Source organism: Spiroplasma chinense (genome assembly GCF_008086545.1).
GTDB classification, from domain to species: domain Bacteria; phylum Bacillota_I; class Bacilli_A; order Mycoplasmatales; family Mycoplasmataceae; genus Spiroplasma_A; species Spiroplasma_A chinense.
The window spans coordinates 1,062,308-1,080,891 of the sequence record NZ_CP043026.1; the positions used below are offsets into that span (position 1 = coordinate 1,062,308).

20 protein-coding genes are annotated in these 18,584 nt (G+C 28.2%); 5 read left to right on the forward strand and 15 right to left on the reverse strand.

Annotated features, from left to right (window positions below; genetic code table 4):
* Positions 1-55: 55 nt before the first annotated feature.
* From SCHIN_RS04790 to SCHIN_RS04835, 10 genes are all read right to left on the reverse strand, one after another.
* Positions 56-1,090: an Asp23/Gls24 family envelope stress response protein gene (locus SCHIN_RS04790; RefSeq protein ID WP_166508490.1), complete on the reverse strand. Its 1,035-nt coding sequence runs from the start codon at positions 1,088-1,090 to the stop codon at positions 56-58.
* A gap of 10 nt (positions 1,091-1,100) precedes the next feature.
* Positions 1,101-1,715: a LemA family protein gene (locus SCHIN_RS04795; protein WP_166508491.1), complete on the reverse strand. Its 615-nt coding sequence runs from the start codon at positions 1,713-1,715 to the stop codon at positions 1,101-1,103.
* A 107-nt stretch (positions 1,716-1,822) separates the two neighbouring features.
* Positions 1,823-2,836 (reverse strand): hypothetical protein, encoded by a 1,014-nt coding sequence (locus tag SCHIN_RS04800; RefSeq protein ID WP_166508492.1) that lies wholly within the window; start codon positions 2,834-2,836, stop codon positions 1,823-1,825.
* An 82-nt stretch (positions 2,837-2,918) separates the two neighbouring features.
* A complete protein-coding gene (locus tag SCHIN_RS04805) occupies positions 2,919-4,145 on the reverse strand; it encodes a hypothetical protein (protein WP_166508493.1) in 1,227 nt (408 codons plus the stop codon).
* Between the two features lie 123 nt (positions 4,146-4,268).
* On the reverse strand, positions 4,269-5,684 hold the full coding sequence (locus tag SCHIN_RS04810) for an NADP-dependent glyceraldehyde-3-phosphate dehydrogenase (protein WP_166508494.1): 1,416 nt from the start codon (positions 5,682-5,684) through the stop codon (positions 4,269-4,271).
* 48 nt (positions 5,685-5,732) lie between these two features.
* Entirely contained in the window at positions 5,733-6,482 is a 750-nt protein-coding gene (locus SCHIN_RS04815; protein WP_166508495.1) for a TrmH family RNA methyltransferase, read from the reverse strand.
* On the reverse strand, positions 6,472-7,566 hold the full coding sequence (locus tag SCHIN_RS04820; RefSeq protein WP_166508496.1) for a hypothetical protein: 1,095 nt from the start codon (positions 7,564-7,566) through the stop codon (positions 6,472-6,474). Before SCHIN_RS04820 ends, SCHIN_RS04815 begins: the two co-directional genes overlap by 11 nt.
* Before the next feature lie 30 nt (positions 7,567-7,596).
* Complete coding sequence (locus SCHIN_RS04825; protein WP_166508497.1) at positions 7,597-8,094, reverse strand: dUTP diphosphatase; 498 nt, start codon at positions 8,092-8,094, stop codon at positions 7,597-7,599.
* Between the two features lie 120 nt (positions 8,095-8,214).
* On the reverse strand, positions 8,215-9,495 hold the full coding sequence (locus tag SCHIN_RS04830) for a glucose-6-phosphate isomerase (protein WP_166508498.1): 1,281 nt from the start codon (positions 9,493-9,495) through the stop codon (positions 8,215-8,217).
* Positions 9,496-9,517: 22 nt separating this feature from the next.
* Complete coding sequence (locus SCHIN_RS04835; protein ID WP_166508499.1) at positions 9,518-9,844, reverse strand: S1 RNA-binding domain-containing protein; 327 nt, start codon at positions 9,842-9,844, stop codon at positions 9,518-9,520.
* A gap of 137 nt (positions 9,845-9,981) precedes the next feature.
* On the opposite strand from SCHIN_RS04835, the gene SCHIN_RS04840 reads away from it, so the two are divergent.
* The 5 genes from SCHIN_RS04840 to SCHIN_RS04860 all read left to right on the forward strand — a co-directional run bounded on the left by SCHIN_RS04840 (position 9,982) and on the right by SCHIN_RS04860 (position 13,945).
* Positions 9,982-11,034: a hypothetical protein gene (locus tag SCHIN_RS04840; protein WP_166508500.1), complete on the forward strand. Its 1,053-nt coding sequence runs from the start codon at positions 9,982-9,984 to the stop codon at positions 11,032-11,034.
* A gap of 102 nt (positions 11,035-11,136) precedes the next feature.
* Positions 11,137-11,376 (forward strand): NifU family protein, encoded by a 240-nt coding sequence (locus tag SCHIN_RS04845; protein WP_166508501.1) that lies wholly within the window; start codon positions 11,137-11,139, stop codon positions 11,374-11,376.
* Positions 11,377-11,387: 11 nt separating this feature from the next.
* Complete coding sequence (locus SCHIN_RS04850) at positions 11,388-11,846, forward strand: hypothetical protein (RefSeq protein WP_166508502.1); 459 nt, start codon at positions 11,388-11,390, stop codon at positions 11,844-11,846.
* Positions 11,847-11,864: 18 nt separating this feature from the next.
* Positions 11,865-12,896 (forward strand): hypothetical protein, encoded by a 1,032-nt coding sequence (locus SCHIN_RS04855; protein ID WP_166508503.1) that lies wholly within the window; start codon positions 11,865-11,867, stop codon positions 12,894-12,896.
* Positions 12,897-12,916: 20 nt separating this feature from the next.
* Positions 12,917-13,945 carry a hypothetical protein gene (locus SCHIN_RS04860; RefSeq protein WP_166508504.1) on the forward strand — a complete coding sequence of 343 codons (1,029 nt, stop codon included), beginning with the start codon at positions 12,917-12,919 and terminating at the stop codon, positions 13,943-13,945.
* 25 nt (positions 13,946-13,970) lie between these two features.
* On the opposite strand, the gene sufB is transcribed toward SCHIN_RS04860, so the two are convergent.
* Genes sufB through sufC form a run of 5 tightly spaced genes read right to left on the reverse strand, consistent with a single transcriptional unit; the run spans position 13,971 to position 18,569 of the window.
* Positions 13,971-15,383 (reverse strand): Fe-S cluster assembly protein SufB, encoded by a 1,413-nt coding sequence (sufB, locus tag SCHIN_RS04865; RefSeq protein ID WP_166508505.1) that lies wholly within the window; start codon positions 15,381-15,383, stop codon positions 13,971-13,973.
* Positions 15,383-15,823: an iron-sulfur cluster assembly scaffold protein gene (locus SCHIN_RS04870; RefSeq protein WP_166508506.1), complete on the reverse strand. Its 441-nt coding sequence runs from the start codon at positions 15,821-15,823 to the stop codon at positions 15,383-15,385. Before SCHIN_RS04870 ends, sufB begins: the two co-directional genes overlap by 1 nt.
* 16 nt (positions 15,824-15,839) lie before the next feature.
* A complete protein-coding gene (locus SCHIN_RS04875; RefSeq protein WP_166508507.1) occupies positions 15,840-17,054 on the reverse strand; it encodes an aminotransferase class V-fold PLP-dependent enzyme in 1,215 nt (404 codons plus the stop codon).
* Positions 17,055-17,825 carry a SufB/SufD family protein gene (locus tag SCHIN_RS04880; RefSeq protein ID WP_166508508.1) on the reverse strand — a complete coding sequence of 257 codons (771 nt, stop codon included), beginning with the start codon at positions 17,823-17,825 and terminating at the stop codon, positions 17,055-17,057.
* Between the two features lie 3 nt (positions 17,826-17,828).
* Positions 17,829-18,569: a Fe-S cluster assembly ATPase SufC gene (sufC, locus tag SCHIN_RS04885; RefSeq protein WP_166508509.1), complete on the reverse strand. Its 741-nt coding sequence runs from the start codon at positions 18,567-18,569 to the stop codon at positions 17,829-17,831.
* Between the last annotated feature and the right edge of the window lie 15 nt (positions 18,570-18,584).

The following is an 18,584-nucleotide window of genomic DNA, read 5'->3' on the forward strand; positions in this document are numbered from 1 at the left end:
ACAAATTAAAACAAGTTAATTTTTGAATAAACAAAAAAACCACATATGTGGTTTTTTATGCAAATAATTCAATAATTTTTAACGATCTTTCAAATACCTTTAAATCTTGTTCAATCTTTTTAGCTATTAATTTAGCCAAACCTTCTCAAGATAAATTTCTTCTAATATTGATAACTCCAACAGGATAAATTGGTTTTCCAACCAACATTCTGTCGTTGTAAACTTCACTGTCAACTCCAATTGAAAAGAAATCTTTAGATTCTTCTTTTGTCATCCCCTCAATTACTTTTGGAGATAGGAATTTAGCTGCTCTAAAATCAGTTGAACTTAAATTAATTTTAAATTTATTATTAAATTCTACAGATTCTGATTGGTATGAGTCTTTTCCCGCTTTACCTTTTCTAACTCTGATTCCGTTAAAACTTTGATCGAAATCATTACTTTGTAAAAACATCACATTTGAAGAAACTGTATAAACTCTTTCACTTCTATTTCTACTATTTCAATAATTACCTTCAGTAAATTTATGTGGTCTATTCATCAAAAACATAGCTTTTTTACCATTAATTGTAAATTCTAATCTATTTTCATTTACATTTTTTGTAACTGGTAAATTTGAAATGAAAGCTCTATATCCACCTCTAGATCTTAGCGGTACTGAAGTTGGATTTAATGGATTAAATTTTAATTCTTCCACTTTTTTATTTGTTAAGTTTTCTTGAAAATACTTTAAGTAAATATTACCCAAAGTTTCATTTTCATTTAAAGCCTCAAAGAATTTCTTCTCTTTTTTTAGAACTATTGAATCTCTTTTGAAATAAAATAATACTCCAAAAATCAATAAACTTAGTGTCAGCAAACCTACTCCTATAAAAATAGCAATCATTATGATTGGATTTAGAGTACTTGCAATAAAAGAGTCCATCACAAAGACTCCACTTGAAATTAATAAAAAAAGTATTATCCCAAAAACAGACAGAATAGCTAAAGTAACTTTATAAAAAGCTACTTTTTTCATAGCTTTTTTTACTTTCGAGTTACCCGTATATGCTAATTTAATATCTTCTATTAGTTTTTCGTTGTTATTCATCTTTTAATACCTAGAATGAGATTTCTACGTCTGCTCTTTCTTCTTCAGTTATTTCAAAGAATGATTTAAACACATATCCAAGTTGCCCTGCAGCAATATTTTTTGGATAAATATTAATTTCCTGGTTAAAAATACTTACATTTGAGTTGTAAATTCTTCTTGAAGCAGAAATATCATCTTCAATTTTTCCTGTTTGAGCCATTAAATCTGCAACTAATGCTGTTGATTTTAAATCTGGGTAGTTTTCTAATTGAATAGAAACATCTTTTGCAACCTTGTTTAACATGCTTGCATTTTTTTGCATTTCATCAAGACCTACTCCAGTTCTCATTGCTGTAAGTGTTGTTAAAGTTTCTTTTTCAAATTTAATTCCACTTTTTACAGAATCAATTAACTTAATCAAAGTATCTCTTCTTTTTTTCAATTGAACATCAATTCCAGATTCAGCTTCACTAACTTTTGTATTTAGTCTTCTTAATCTATTGACGTTTGATACGTGAGCAATAAGAGGAATTATAATAATAAATGATATATATCAAATTAAAGCTCCTAAAAAAGATTTTTTTGGTTTTGTATTTGCAAGGTTATTAATATTGTTATATTTTTGTTCTGGTGTTATCATCATTTCACCCTTTCTACATTAATGTAATTATACCAAAAACACTATTCAATAAAATACTTTTTAATGAGTAACTTAAACAAAAAACCGCATTAATTATTAATGTGGTTTTTTTATGCAAATAAATCAATTACTTTAAGAGAATCTTTAAATAATTTTACGTCTAACTCCATTTTATCAACAACAAGTTTTGCTAATTTATTTCAATTTAAAACTTTTTTAATATCCATTACGCCAATTGGATAGACCGCTTTACCACTACTACATCTATCAAAATGTACATAGTCTTCTACGCCAACTGAATGAAAGTCTTTAATATCTATTTGTGTTAATCCATCAATTATTTTTGGTGATAAAAACTTAGGCGCAATTAAATCATTTTGTGATTTGTTTATTCTATACAACTTATTAAAAGCAACAGACTCTGTTTTATAGTTTTCTTCTTTTGCTTTACCCGGTTTCACCTTAACACCACTAAAAGTATAATCGTAAAATTTGTTATCTATAAAAATTGCGTTACTTGAAACATAATATGTCACTGTAGATTTACCACGTCTTTCAACAAATTTTAAAGGTGAATTAATTATAAATATAGCTTTTTTACCATTAATGTTGAATTCTAATCTATTTACATTAAAATCACTTACAACTTTTAAATCCTTCATATAATTTTTATGATTTCCTTTACCACGTTCTAAAAAAGCTGATGATTTTTCAAAAATTATATCGATACCACTTACATTAGAATTTCCACAATTTTCTATAAAGTATTTTTCATAAATCATTTCCACTTTATCATTTTTATAAAGTATTTTGTAAAACTCGTTTTCTAGAATTTCAAATTTCTTATTTAAAGCTTTTCTAGAAAATAAAGTTGTTAAAACTAAACAAACAACCACTATTACGCAAATTGGTAATAAAAAATCTGGAAGCTTTCTTAAAAAAGCAAAATCATCTTTCATTTTAAACAAAAATACACCCAAGAACAAAAAGGGTATTGTTAATAAACTTGATAATCTAGGTATTAATCTACACATAGTCATTTTAAAAGTGATCGTTTTTATTTTTTTATTTTCTTTAAGAACATCCGATATTTCTTTTATCATGTCTTCTTTATTATTACTCATTTTAACCCTCTTATTCATTAACAAAATTATACATAAAAAACACCCTACATAGACATTAAAAAAGTTCCTAATAGGAACTTTTTTAATCATCTCAATCAATTGTTGGTGAACTTGTTTGTTCGTAATCGCTTTCACCATGAATTGGGTCCATAAATTTGTTTGAATCTAACTCCATAGTTTGAGTTTTTTCTTTTTGTAAACTATTTACAATATTTGATTTACTTACAACATGATCTGCTGTTGGAGTTTTAGGTTTAATTTCACGATTTTGTTTTTGCATTGCTTGTCAAATTCTATCACTATCCCCTAAGAATACTTTCCCTTGGAAACTTTCATCATACTTTGCAGCTTTTCTCTCTTCTTTTGTTTGAACAGCTTGAGCACTTACAACATTTCCAATTGGCTTATTATATTCTCTTGCTTTTTGAGCAGCTCTTCTTGGAACTATGGTTTGTTTGTAAGGATCTTTTGGAGAACCTGTATATTCAATCGGATCTGGTTGTTGTTGTTTTACCTGTACTTTAGTACTTTCTACAGGTTTTTCAATCACTGTTTCTTCAACAAATTGTTGGTCGAATCTTTCTAATTCTTTTGTTTGTTCTTCTGTTAATTGACTTTCGTCAAATATACCATTTGCTAAATCATTTCTTAACTTCTGTAATTTATCTGCAATATTGAATGTTTCATCACTTGGAGATGAAGTAAAGTTTGGATCTGGTTGTGGCATTTTATTATTTTGATAATTAATTGGTTCTTGATTTTGCTCTTCATAGTTTTCAGAATTGTTTGTTTTTTGTTTAGCTTTCTTTGATACTTTTTCATCATTTATACCTTTAAAAGTTTTAGAAACTGAAGCAATTGCTATTATTGTTGAGAAAGTTGCTAAAACTATTAATACTATTGGAAAGATTAAGTGTAATGGTGAAGTGAAATAATAACCATCATTTATTCAAACATCTTTTCCTCCATTTGGAAGGAAAACTATTGTTAGAAATACTATTGCAAATACTGTATTTGCAATATTTGTTAATAACGCAATTATAGTAAGTGGCTTAGATTCAAATAAGAAGTATCTCAACATTGAAGCCAAGAAAGAAACTGCTGTCATTGCAAGAACAACATTTTGTATTCAAGAATAACTAACTACTTGGTCTTGATCAAAATTAAAAACAGAAATATATGTGAAATTTAAAGTGGATGTCACCGTGATTCCATCATCTATAGTTAAAAACATACCTAAAGACGCAAAAATACCTACTGCAAAAGTAAGTACAGAAAAAACTATCCCTAAATTCTTTGTTTTTTTCATCAAGATTACCCCTATCTTAAATAGCCCTAAAATACAAAACTATTGTAGCACAAAACTAAAAAATTACACAATTTTTTTTCATTTTTTACAAAAAAATGCAATTTTTTAAAAATTGCATTTTTACTAGTAATTTATCACTAAACCTTTGTATCTTGTCATGCTTAGTAATGCTTCGCGAATACCTTGCACACCTTCACCAGAATCTTTAATCCCTAAGAATGGGAAACAATCTGGTCCACGTTGTGATTTAGAATTGATATTTACAGTTCCTGTTTCAATTTGTTTTGCAACAGATATTGCAGTTGAAATATCTTGACAGAACACACTTGCTTGTAAACCAAAGTTTGATTCATTGGCAATTTTGATCATTTCTTCAACACTGTTGATTCTTATAATTGGCAATACAGGTCCAAAAGGTTCTTCTCAAGCAACTTTCATATCAACAGTTACATTATCAATTAATGTTGGTCACATTAAGTTTTGTTCTCTTTTATCACCAGTTAAAATAGTTGCTCCTTTTTCTTTAGCATCATCTATTAATCCTTGAATAAAATCAGCTGATTTTAAATCAATAACTGGTGTAATGTTTGCATTTTCACTTGGTTTACCTACAGTTAATTTTTCAACTCTAGCTTTTAGAAGTGGTGATAATTTATCTGCTATTTCATCAGAAACCAAAACTCTTTTAATAGCAGTACATCTTTGTCCTGAATAACCAAATGCTCCACCAATAATTTCGTCAGCATATTTTTCAAGATTTTTATCGTCTAATACTAAAGCGGGGTCTTTTCCACCTAATTCAAGAACAAGATCAGTTGAACTTCCTTGTTTTCTAATTTGATTACCAATTCCTACACTTCCAGTAAATGAAATCATATCAATTTCTTTGTTAGAAGTGATGATATCTCCGATTTCTCTTCCTCTTCCAGTTACAACATTAAAAATTCCTTTTGGTAATTTTGCATTTAATGCCAATTGACCTAAAAATGCTCCAGTTAAACTACCTGCTGTTGCAGGTTTAAATACTACAGTATTTCCCATTACAAGTGCTGGTGCAATTTTTGCAACAGCTAAATTGATTGGGTAATTAAAAGGTGAGATTGCAAGAATCACTCCCTTAGCAACTCTTGAAAAAATACCAATTTTATTTTTGGCTCCCATTCCTTCACCTGTCATTGCTAATGGGTCGATTCTTTTAGCTTCTTCTAGTGTATAGTCGATTATTTCAATAGTTCTTTCAACTTCACCTAAAGATTCTTTTAAACCTTTTGCAATTTCTTCAGACATGATTTGAGCTATTTCATTTTTATTTTTCTCAATTTCATTTCTAAAACTTTTAACATATTCCATTCTTTTTAACAACTCAACTTCTTCTCAAGCTTTTTGAGAAGCTCTAGCAGCTTTGTAAGCGTTATCTATATCTTGTGCAGATAGAGCAGTAACTCTTCCAGCAGGTTGTAAAGTTGTTGGGTCTATGATTTCTAATCATTGACCGTTATCAATAAGTTCATTATTAATAAGTGCTTTAAATTCTCTCATTTGTTTTCACCTCAAATTCATTATACATTTTTGTATATGAAAAAAAATTTAATTAAAAATGTTATGCATAATGATTGAACCTGCAATTGCAACGTTCAAACTTTCAACATCTTTTGTTGTATTTAAAATATAATTTTTATCACATTGTTTTATAACTTCTTGACCAATACCTTGTCCTTCATTCCCTAAAACTAATGCCACTTTTTTATTTTTCAATTCACCAATATCTTTAATTTGACTTTCATCTCTTAAAAAAGTTCCTACAACAAAGTAACCTTTCTCTTTTAAGTCACTTATCAATTCAATTAAGTCTCCATAAATTATGTTCATTTCAAAATGGTTTCCTTGAATTGCTCTCAAAACCTTTGGATTATATAAAGATACAGTTTCTTTTGAACAGTAAATATTTTTAAAACCAAAAGCTTTAGCACTTCTTATTAAAGTTCCTAAGTTTCCAGGATCTTGAATATTGTCTAATACCAAAACATTATCTTCAAAAAATTCAGTCTTTAATATTTTACAAATTGCAAAAACATGTTGTGAATTTTTTAAATCACTTAACTTGTCTGCTACATTCTCAGAAATTTCAACAACTTTAACACTTTCAAAATTATTTAAATATTTTTGAGTAGTTAAAACTAATTCTACTGCATCATTTTTTATAGCATCTAAAACAATATTTAGTCCTTCGACTAAATATTGTTGTTTTTCAAATTGTTGTTTTTTTTGTTTCAACTCACAAGCATCTAAAATTAATTGATTCTTTACTGATGTAATTTTGTCCATATTATTCTGCATATGCAAAACCTATTTCATAAAGTTTATTCTCTGGGTTTGCATAGTCCTCTCCTTTATATTTTGGGTCCTTAACAGGATAACCAAACAAAAATTGCGCTTTTCTTGGTGGGTCTAAAAGTTTTGCTTGAACTGAAGTCATAGGGTTTATTTTTTCTCCCCTAGCTTTTTTAGCTTTAGTTTCGTTCATAAGATCTTCGTAATCTACAACTCCTTGTTGTTTTACAAGAATTCAGATTTTATTTTCATCATATCACTTAACTATTTTTTGGTATTCTTTTCAAGTAAATTTTCTAGCAGTATTGCTAGCAATAAATCTATTGCCCTTTTCATTCCAATCAACAGCAAAATCTTTTCAAATTATATTTCCTGTTCTTCCATAATTCATAAGTTCTTCTGCTTTTTCTAAAGTTTCTTTTAAAGTTGCTTGACCGTAACCTATAAAAGTATTTCCACTTCAAAATGATATGTAATTTTGTTTTCTTGGATTTCAAAGTTCTTCATGACAAGTTGCAGCAACTCATCATCTTCCATCCACGTTATTGTTATATATTTCAAAACCATATTTATTGTTTTTTAGAACCACTTCAGTTCTATTGATTTTTACAACTTTATGTTTAAAGAATTTAACAATTTTTTCAATTTCTTGAGGTTTTAGTTTTTCTCTAGCTTGTTTGTGAGAATTTTTAATTAAAGTTTGTGCATCTCTTTTTACAGGAGAGGCACTTGAAGCTGAAGGTCTATAACCTGCATAAAGTCTATTTTCGCTGTTTGGATCTGGCATAACCAATTCTGAAGGACCTTCTTTTTCTTTAGGTTTTCCTTCAGCTTCATCTTTGATAGCTTTTAATCTATCAATAATGCTTTTAGCTCCTTGTTTAGCTTTATTATTAGAACCTATAACTTCTGGTTTTTTAGACTCCACCTCTTTTTTTGTACTACTTTCAAAATTGGATTCTGGATTTCAAGATTCTGTTTCTTTTTCAACCTGTTGTTCATCAAAGTCAACTGTTAAAGTTGGCATTTTTGGGTCACGAGGATTTGAAGGTTGATAGTCAAATAATTCTGTCTTTTTACCTTTTGACATATCTAGACCTCCTTTCTTTTAATAAATTTTCTAATAATTGTTATCTTGTCTTTCAAAGTTTGTCTTATTTTTTATATTATAAGCATCTATAATTTCTTCTTCTCCAAAAGAAAGAGTTGATGCTATTGAAAAAAATGAATTGGCAAGATTTGTAAAAGACTTACTATCTCTTGTTTTTTCAAATATTGCTATAGCACTTAAACAATTTAAATAATTTTGGGTTATTTCGCAATTATCATCTTCAAATTTATAGCTTTCATAATCAAATTTAATGTTATTTCCAAGAGAAATCAGAAAGTGAATACCATCGATGTATTCTTCTAATAATACATTTCTTTCACTAGCTTTTTTATTTGATCAAAACTTAAACGATCTCTCTTCATTAATAAATTCACAAACTTCAACATAAAGAGCTACAATTTTCTTATCAAAAACTTCAAGTTCCTTGAAATTCTTGTTTTCAATTATGTATTTATCTAATTGTTCTTGTTTTTCAGATAGATATTTTAAATTATTTGTACTTAGCATAAATAGTTCTCCTATAAGTCAATCATAAATAAAAAAGTGCAAGGTTTCTAGTGTGTGAGGTAAAAAAACAAAATAAATAAAAATGACAGTATAACTGTCATTTTTATTGAAACTAAATCTCTAGTAACCAGGTTTTTTAAGAAGTTTAAACATATTTTCTTTGTAAACTTCAACTCCCGGTTGATTGAACGGATTAACTTCTAGTAAATATCCACTCATAGCACAAGCTTTCATAAATCAATATGCAGCATAACCAAACATTTCAGCGTCCATTTTTTCAAACTCTAAAATGATATTTGGAACATCTCCTTTGTTTGCATGCGCATCAACTACCCCAACTAATGCTGTTGAGTTTATTTCGTGGAAAGTTTTAGAACTCAAATAATTAAGTCCATCCAAATTTCCTTCGTTTTCTGGAACTCCTAAATCTTGAGTTGGTTTTTTAACATCAATAATTGTTTCAAAAAGAACATTTTTTGTACCTTCTTGAATAAATTGCCCTAGTGAATGCAAGTCGGTTGAAAAAACACAACTTGTTGGGAAAAGACCTTTTCCGTCTTTTCCTTCTGATTCACCAAATAATTGTTTTCATCATTCTAAAAACAATTGCATTTGTAATTCATAAGAAACCAAAGTTTCTGCTTTATAATTACTTTCAACATTAAATATGTATCTTGCAATAGCATATTTATAGGCTTGATTATTAACATCTTTCAATTCTTCCATAGCTTTAAAAGCTCCTGCAAAAATTGCATCAACATCAACACCAGCTACTAATAGAGGAAATATACCAACGGGTGTGAATACACTAAATCTACCACCAATATCATCTGGAATAGTAAATGTAGCATAACCTTCATCTGTTGCAAGTTTCTTTAAAGCACCTTTTGCTTTATCTGTCACTGCAACAATTCTTTCTCTAGCTATTTCTTTACCTTTTTGATCAACTAGTTTTTGTTCAAATACTCGGAAAGCAATACCTGGTTCTGTTGTTGTTCCAGATTTTGAAACATTAACAATACCAAATTCTTTTCCATCAATATAATCTAGAACTTGTTTAGTATAAGTTGAACTTATTGTATTACCAATATAGATTAACTCTACTTTATCATTGTGATAAAGACCTCGGATCATTTCATCAGCTGCTCTCGCACCTAAATAACTTCCACCGATTCCAATAACTAGAAGCACTTCAATATTACTTCTTAATTTTTTAGCAACTGATTTCATTTCTTGAAATTCGTTTTTATCATAATCTTTCGGTCAATTTACTCAACCTAAAAAATCATTTCCTAATCCTGTCTTATTTTCAATCATATCGTGCACTTCTTGCACTCTTTTTTTATCAAAGCTCTCTACGCTTTTTTCAATTTTTGAATTTAAGAGATTTATATTTATCATTTTTAATACTCCTTTTGTGAAATTACTCATTGTCAACTATATCTTTTAATTTACCAAAACCATCACCTGTCGGTTTGATTGAAGAATCATTTTCTTTTAATAATTCTGGTCTTAGTTTTTTGTAACTCAACTTGATTTGATTCTTGTCGTTATCAAAATCAATTACTTCAACTTCAACTTCATCACCTGATGAAACATATTTTGAAATGTCGTTTACAAAATAATCTGAAAACTCGGAAATATGGATTAATCCTTTAATAACCTTATCTCCATCAACAACTTCACAAAAAGCTCCATAAGCTACTACACTCGTAACTTTTGCTATAACTTTTTGTCCTTTTTCGATCATTTTTTCTTTACTCTCCTCTACTAAAATTATAAACATAAAATAAATAATTCATAGGAAATTTTAGAGATTTTTTTTAAAAAATAAAATAATATAGAAAAAAGTAATAAAATAATATTAAATGACTGGAGAACATAACAATGACAAATATCGGAATAGAAGAACAATTAATGAAAGACATAGAAAATTCTTTTGGTAAAGATTCACTCTTACGCGAATCTGTAAAAACAATCCGTTATTGGAATAAATGTATAGTTTGAGCTTGGGTTTTATTGGGATTAAACGTTTTTGGCGTTCCCCAATTGATAATTTTAGTTCCTATAATGTTTATGCTAAAAGTAACTTTTACATCATCATCAATTTTTTTAATGCTAGCTGGAGCTTTAAATATCGCCGGTTATGTCCTTACAATTTTAACGATTGTCAAGGGTGTAAGAACAAGGAAAGAGAAAACAAAAATTATTTGAACACAATTATGTGCGGGTACAGAAATTGAAAATATTTATGAGAATTTTTTTAACGCGAATATGAAAAATAATAATTTAAAAGATTTTAAATTCTTTTTCCCTGAACAACAGTTTGGAAATGAAGTCCACAGAATGGAATCAACCACTTATTTAAAAAATGCACCAGTTCCTCGTTTTAATCCAGCATATGGATATTTCAAATTTAAGTATAAAGATTTTTGATGTTACTTCCAAGTTGCAAGACCATTAGCTTTTGAAATAAAAGTCACAAGAATGAGAAACGGAAGAGCTTACACTACAACAATTACCACAATGGTTTCAACCACAAGAATATTTTATTTAGATAAAAATATGGATAGATCTTTAAGAGGAATAAGAATGAAGCTTGGTAAGGGTGCTAAAGATAGTTATCAATCTGAATCTATTGAATTTAATAAAGTTTATTCTGTTAACGCTTCATCAACAGATATTAGAGCAGCACAATTTATAACACCAAAAGTAATAACTAACTTCTTAGACACTCGCCCTTTCTTTTACAGTGCGGGAATTGACGAAACTTTTTATGCAGACTTTTACTACCAAAATAAAACCTATACCCCACTTGGTCAATTGCCAATTTCTAAAATAACTACAATAGAAGATTTATTTAAAAAAATTCATGCAAGTATTTTAATTGACTTTTCACTATTCAAACAAGGTATAAGACTTGTATATAACTTTTATTAACAACTAGCAAAGTTGTTTTTTTTATTTTTTGTTTGTCCTTTTTACATTGCTCTTATTGGTTAAAAGTTATAAACTTATTATGAATATATAGAGGTGAAAAACATGGAACAAAAAACATTAGAAGAAAAAGTTAAAGGAATTATTGAACAATTAAGACTTTATGTAACCCAAGATGGAGGAGATATGGAGTTTATTGCTATTAAAAATCGTTTAGTTTTTATAAGACTAAAAGGAAATTGTGTCGGATGTGGACTTACAGATTACACTTATAAAGATGGAATCGAAAGTATACTTCTTGAAGAATTTCCTTATGATATTGATGGCGTAGAATTGGTAATGTAGGAGAAAAAAATATGATCTTAGCAACAACAACAGAAATATTAAATACTTTATTTACAGGTGTAAGCACTGTAACTGTAGTTTTAGCATCGCTTATTTTACCTCTTTTATTAAAAAAGAATAGCGACAAAAACAATAAATTAATTGCTGCTCAAGAAGCATTAACAAATGCTTTTGACAAATATTTTTCAGAAGATTTTGTTAAAAATGACTTTGCTTGATATTGCGCAGAGATATTGGCCATTCAAAAAAGATTCTCTCTAACCACTGTTCATTGCATTAATTGTAAAAAGAAATGTACAACAACCAAATACATGGATTATTTCAAAAAAACAATTAGAGCAATTCCGGAAGTAAATAACTTTTCTTTTAAATCAAGAAAATGAACTTTTAAAATTGAAATGAGTGTCCTTTCTTGTTACAAATGTAAATCTAATAAGACTATTAAAGATATTAAGAATGTAATTAAATAAGAAAGGTAATTTTTTAAAATGAAAAAGAAGAAATACGAAAAAGATGAAAGACTTTTAAATGATATTAAAAATTTTTATTCACAAAGTAGTGAACTTACCGAAATTATGAAAAAAATCAAATTTTGAAGAACAATTTTTATAGTAGCAACTGTAATTAGTACACTTTCTATAATAGGAGTACTTGCAACTGTTCCTGGAATAGCAATTGGTGAAAAACCTTTTATTCAAAAAATCGCTTATGGAATTGGAGCAATGGCTGCGATAGCACTGCCAGTTATGGGAACTGCTATTAAAAAACTATTTGGTTTTAAAAAACAAGTGTGAACTTTATTTTGTGGAGGAAATATCATTGAACAAATTTATTCTCTTCATTTCGAAAACACAATGAAGACTCAAAATCTAACAGATTTTGAGTTTATATTTACAGAAAAAACCACAAGCATTAGGAAAACATATGATTCACATACTGTTTTCATTGCAAATGCACCAATTCCTAAATTAAGCAATGGGATAAGTTATATAAAATTTAAATACAAACAAAAAGATGGTATTTTCCAAATTAATGAACCCATTGATTTTGCTGTTATTAAAACTAGAACAGTAAATGGAAAAACAGAAGAATACGAAGATATAACAAGAGTTTCATCATACAAAGCGCTTTACAATTCAGATTTAGACAAAGAATTTGAAGGTTTTAGATTAAGACGCGGAAAACCAAAAAAAGATGCCTATCAATGTGAATCAATAGCCTTAAATGATAAATACAACTTAAATGCAGATTCAACAGATATTAGAGCTGCAAAATTCTTGTCTCCAAAAGTAATTAACGACTTAGTAGATAAAACAGATCTAAGTTTTTATTCAACTGGTTTAAGTGGTGATTTTTATACAGACTTCTATTTTGCACCAGCATCAATTTTACCTATTGGTGAGGTAAGTATTTCTAGTTTTGGTGGAATAGAAAAATTATTTTTACATATACATTGAAAAGTTTTAGAAGACTTTGATAAGTTCAAAGATTCTATGAATATAATTAGAGCATTTAATTAATAATCGTCGGGGTGATATAAATGAAAGAAGTAAAAACAGAGCTTTTTAGGCAAATAAATGATGCTATTAAAATAGATTCCTTTGCAAAAGTTGATGAAAAATTGAAAAAGAGTTACAAGAATAAAACTTTATTTTCTATAATATTTTGTTGTGTTTTTGCTGTTGTTGTAACAACAGCAATTATCATTCTTGTATTAGCATTTATTGTTGGTATAAAAGCGTTAGAGATACCTGGTTTTGTTTGCTCAGCAATTTTACAAGTGTCAGTTTATTCAGCGATAGCTGTTTGATTTATTTGAAAAAAGAGCAAAACTAAAGTTAACGAACAAGTATTTGAAGATTTTTTAAAATCTAATGAAATACAAAAACTATATTTAAAATATTATGAAGAAGAATTTGAATTCAAAGGTTTAACTAATTTTGAATTCAAATTCAATAGTACTTTTACTGAACCTTCACTTCTAGTTGGATCGGTTAGAAATTTTAACAACCTAATAAGATGTCCTGAATTAAATGAAAACAACAGTTACTTTTCATTTGTTATAAATGGACATAAAGGAGAATTTCAAATAGATTATCCAAAAATTTTTGCAGAACCTAGAACTTCTAGAGGTGTGGATGGCAAAGCATTTATTTCTAATACCAAGATCTTTTTAGATTCTACAAAATTTGATAGTTCATTAAACGGATTGGTTGTAAGACTTGGAAAACCTGAAAAAGATGAATATCAAAATGAGTCAATTATGTTTAATGACTTCTTTAATATAAATACATCTATTACAGATTTTAGAGCTGCAAAATTTTTAACTCCAAAAAATGTTGAAATTATCTTGGAAAATATAACTGAAAATTTCTATTCAATTGGTTTTAATAATAGATTGTTTTCTGAACACTTCTATAATTACCAATTTATAAATACTATTGGTCAAATTGACAAAGAAAAAACATCTTCTTTGAACTATATAGTTGAATCTATTTACAAAAAAATTAAAATGGATTTTGACTTATTTAAAGTAGCATTGGATTTAGTAAATAAAGTTAATAATTAAAAAAAACCTCTTTACGAGATTTTTTTTATCCTACAGAACCTTCCATATCCATTTTAATAAGTTGGTTTAACTCAACAGCATATTCCAATGGTAATTCTTTTGTAAATGGTTCTAAGAACCCCATTACAATTAATTCCAATGCTTGCTGTTCATCAATTCCCCTACTCATTAAATAGAATAATTGTTCTTCACTAACTTTTGAAACGGTAGCTTCATGTTCTATTTGTGATTCATTATTGTGAACCTTATTTTGAGGTATAGTGTCTGAATGTGATTGATTATCTAAAATCAAAGTATCGCATTCAACTCTTGCTTTAGAATATTTTGCATCAGGTCCAATATATGCAAGACCTCTATAGTTTGCAGTACCGCCTTGGAAAGTAATTGATTTTGAAATAATTTTTGATTTTGTCTCTTTTCCAAGGTGAATCATTTTACTTCCAGCATCTTGATAAACACCTTTTTTAGCAACAGCTATCGAAATAGTGTCACCTTGAGCTCTATCACCCTTCAAGATACATGAAGGGTATTTCATATTTATTTTTGAACCAATATTTCCATCAATTCATTCCATTCTTCCATCTTCTTCAACAATACTTCTTTTTGTTACAAGATTTAAAACGTTATCACTTCAGTTTTGAACTGTAGTGTATCTAACATGACTTCTTTTTCCAACAAAAATTTCAACTATTGCTGCATGAAGATTGTGTTTTGAATAAACTGGTGCAGTACATCCTTCAACATAATGCAATTCTGCATCATCTTCAACTATGATTAGAGTTCTTTCAAATTGACCAGACTCTTGATAGTTAATTCTGAAATATGCTTGTAAAGGCATTTCAACTTTAACTCCTTTTGGAACATAAATAAATGTTCCCCCTGATCAAACCGCACTATTTAAAGCTGCATATTTATTATCTCCAGGAGGCACAAGTTTTCCAAAATACTTTTTAAATAATTCAGGGTATTCTTTTAAAGCTGTATCACAGTTTGTAAAGATAACACCTTGTTCTGAAATACTTGTTTTCATATTTTCATAAACTGGAGTTGCATCTCACTGTGCATTAATCCCTGCAAAAAAGTTTTTTTCAGCTTCTGGAATACCGAGTCTATCATAAGTTTTTTTGATATTATCTGGTAAATCATCTCAAGAATCAACGATTCCATCAGTACCTCTGGTGTAATAATAGTAATCTTGAAAATTTAAAAAGTTCAAATCAGGACCGAAATTAGGTTGAGGTTTACTTTCAAATTCTTTAAATGACTTCAATCTGTATTCTAACATTCATTCTGGTTCTTCTTTTATTTTAGAAATTTGTCTAATAATTTCTTCATTTAGACCTCTTTCAACTTTTAAAGTTGAAAGTTCTCCTTCATTGAAACCATATTTATAATCACTAATTTCTTTTATTTCTTTTTCTTGTTTAAGTTTTTTCATTATTTAGCCTCATTTTCTAAAATATGTCTTAAACCATCAGCACCTAATAAAGCACAATTGATTCTATTTCCTTGTTTGCCTATTTCTCAAAAAGCAATTAACTCATCTAGCATTTTTTCATCATACTTTTCTCCAATTATCATTTTATGATAATTGTTTAAAATATCTAAAGCCTCTTGTTTTGATTTATCTTTCATTTGATCACACAAGATATCTATTGCAGCTCCAGAAATTGCGCAAGTAAGTCCATCAAAATTTGCTTCTAATACTTGTCCATCTTTTAAAATTAATTGAACATTAATTTCATCAGCACAAGTTGGAGAATCTTGATATTTTATAAAACTATTTTCTTTACCTTCATCAATACCTTTATTATCTGGTTTTGTATAGTGTTCCATGATAATTTGTCTTAACTGTATTTTATCTTGTTTATCAATCATAATTATTTACCTCTTTTTATATTAAAGTTTCCATTCAGTTATCACTGTGTTTTAAAGCTTCAACCAATCTATCTATATCTGATTTTGAGTTAAAGATAGAAAAACTTGCTCTAATTGTTGTTTGAGTATCAATTACATTGTTTGAAAGTCTTGCACAATGTTTTCCTACTCTAACTGAAATGTTGTATTTTTTATTTAAAAACACTCCAAAATCTTGTGCATTTACCCCATTTACATTAAATAAGATAATTGGACTTTCATTTTCTAGGTTATAGAACGTGAATTTTTCTTGATCTAACTTAGCAATTTTCTTGATAAAGTGTTTTTTTAACATTGCTTCATAGATTTTAATTTTTCCAATCCCAATTTTTCCAATAAAAATAAAAGCTTTTTTTAATCCATAAATTGCACTCATATTTAAAGTTCCTGCTTCAAATTTATATGGTATTTTTGCAAGAGTATATGAATCGTGTTCTATTGAAGAATTATTTCCCCCACCGTAAAAGATAGGTTCCATTTTTTCTAATAATTCTTTTCTCCCTCATAAAATACCAATACCAAATGGAGCAAACATTTTATGACCTGAAAATGCTAAAAAATCAATATTCCAGTCATCTACATTTGTTGGTTCATGTGCAACAGATTGTGCTGCATCTACAACAACAATTATTTCACTATGTATATTTTTTATTACTTGTGTAATTTTCTTTACATCATTTTGTGCTCCCATTGTATTTGAAACACTTGCAAAAGAAACTACTTTAGTTTTTTTATTAACTACTTCTTTAATTTTTTCTAAATCAATTTCTCCACTTAGTTTAAGTGGTAGATATTTAATTTTAAATCCAATTTTTTCAGATAAAACCATTCATGGAAGTAGGTTTGATGAGTGTTCTAAATCAGTTAGAACTACTTCATCATCTTTTGTTAACATTTCTCTCATTCCAAATGCAATTTGATTTAGAGAGTGTGTGGTACCACTTGTGAAAATAATTTCATTTTCGTTTTTAGCACCAATAAAATTTGCACACATTTTTCTTGTATCTGACAAAATTACATTTGCACGATATGCATTATTAAATAATGTATTGTGTGAATTTGCAGCTATTTTTTGGTCGTATTCTAATTGCGCTTCTATTACCTCTTTTGGTTTAATAGCGGTTGCCGCTGCATCAAAATATACTTCATCATCATTAAACTTAAAATAGTTAAAATAATGTTTGTACGCCATTTAAATCATTCCTTTTAAAATCTTTTTTAATTCTTCTTCTAACTTAGCATCATTTAAATTTAAGAATACAGGCTCAAAGTAACCATTTACGATTAACTCTTGTGCTTGTTCTTTTTTTAACCCTCTTGATTGAAGGTAAAAAATTTGTTCAGGGTCAAGCATACCAATTGCATTGGCGTGACTTGCCACAATATCATTTTCATCAATTAACAATACAGGGTCTGAATCTGCTTTAGCATTTTTATCCAATACTAATAATCTTAATTCTTGGTGAGCTTCACTAGAACTTGACCCTTTTCTAATATCACTGATACATCTAATAAAACCATTTGAAGTATCTTTCAAAACTTCATAAGTCTTAATATTTGAAGCAGTTTCTCTTGCTAAATGACTAACTTTAATAATTGAACTTTTTTTACTCTCTTTATGCGCAATAGTTGCCCCATAATATTCAACCTTAGAACCTGGCTCATTTAAATTAATTTCCACTTTTTCATCACTATTTGTATATGTTAAATTAGCCAAAAATAAATTTAAATTAGCTCTTTCTGCTAAATTAAAATCCAACATAAATTTTTTTGTTTCTTTTTTTTCTGAAGGAAGAAATATAATTGTTAAATTTAATTCTACGTTTTTTTCAATATCAAGTTTTATGCCACCGTCAACATCTTTAAAAACCAGAATTTTTCTATCACTTTGCGAAAAATTGATTTCGTTTTTAAAATTTGAAGTTAAATCAATAAAATTTGCTTCATTGCTTAAATCAAACATAATTTATTCATTCCCCTTAACTCAAGAATAACCTTCTGAATTTATTTTATCAACAATTTCAGAACCCCCGCTTTTTACGATTTTTCCATCGATAATAACGTGAGCATGAGTTGGATTTACTTTTTTAAAGAAACGATCGTAGTGTGAAACAATTATCATCCCTTGTTTTTTAAGTTCTTCATCATTTAAGTTTTTTGATACAACTTCAAGTGCATCAACATCTAATCCTGAATCTATTTCATCAATCAGGCTAAATAGTGGATTTAAAAGTTTTAATTGTAATATTTCGTTTTTCTTTTTTTCCCCACCAGAAAATCCATCATTCACAAATCTTTTTAACATATTTAGATCGAAATCTAAACCATTAGCTTTCTCTTTAATTTCTTGAAAAATTTCTTTCAATTTTTTGCTGTTATCGTTATGGGCGTTAACAACATATTTTAAGAATTCTAGGTTTGAAACTCCTGGAATAGTTTGCGGATTTTGCATAGCTAGAAATATTCCAGCTTTACTTCTTTGATCCACTGTCATATCCAAAATGCTTTCCCCATCTAACAAGATTTCCCCGCTTGTTATTTCATATTTTGGGTGACCCATTATTGCTGCTAGCAAAGTTGATTTACCATTCCCGTTTGGTCCCATTAAGGCGTGAATTTCTCCCGATTTTACAGTTAAATTAACACCTTTTAAAATTTCTTTATCTTCAATACTTACATGTAAGTTTTTTATTTCTATTTTATGCATATAAATCTCCCCACA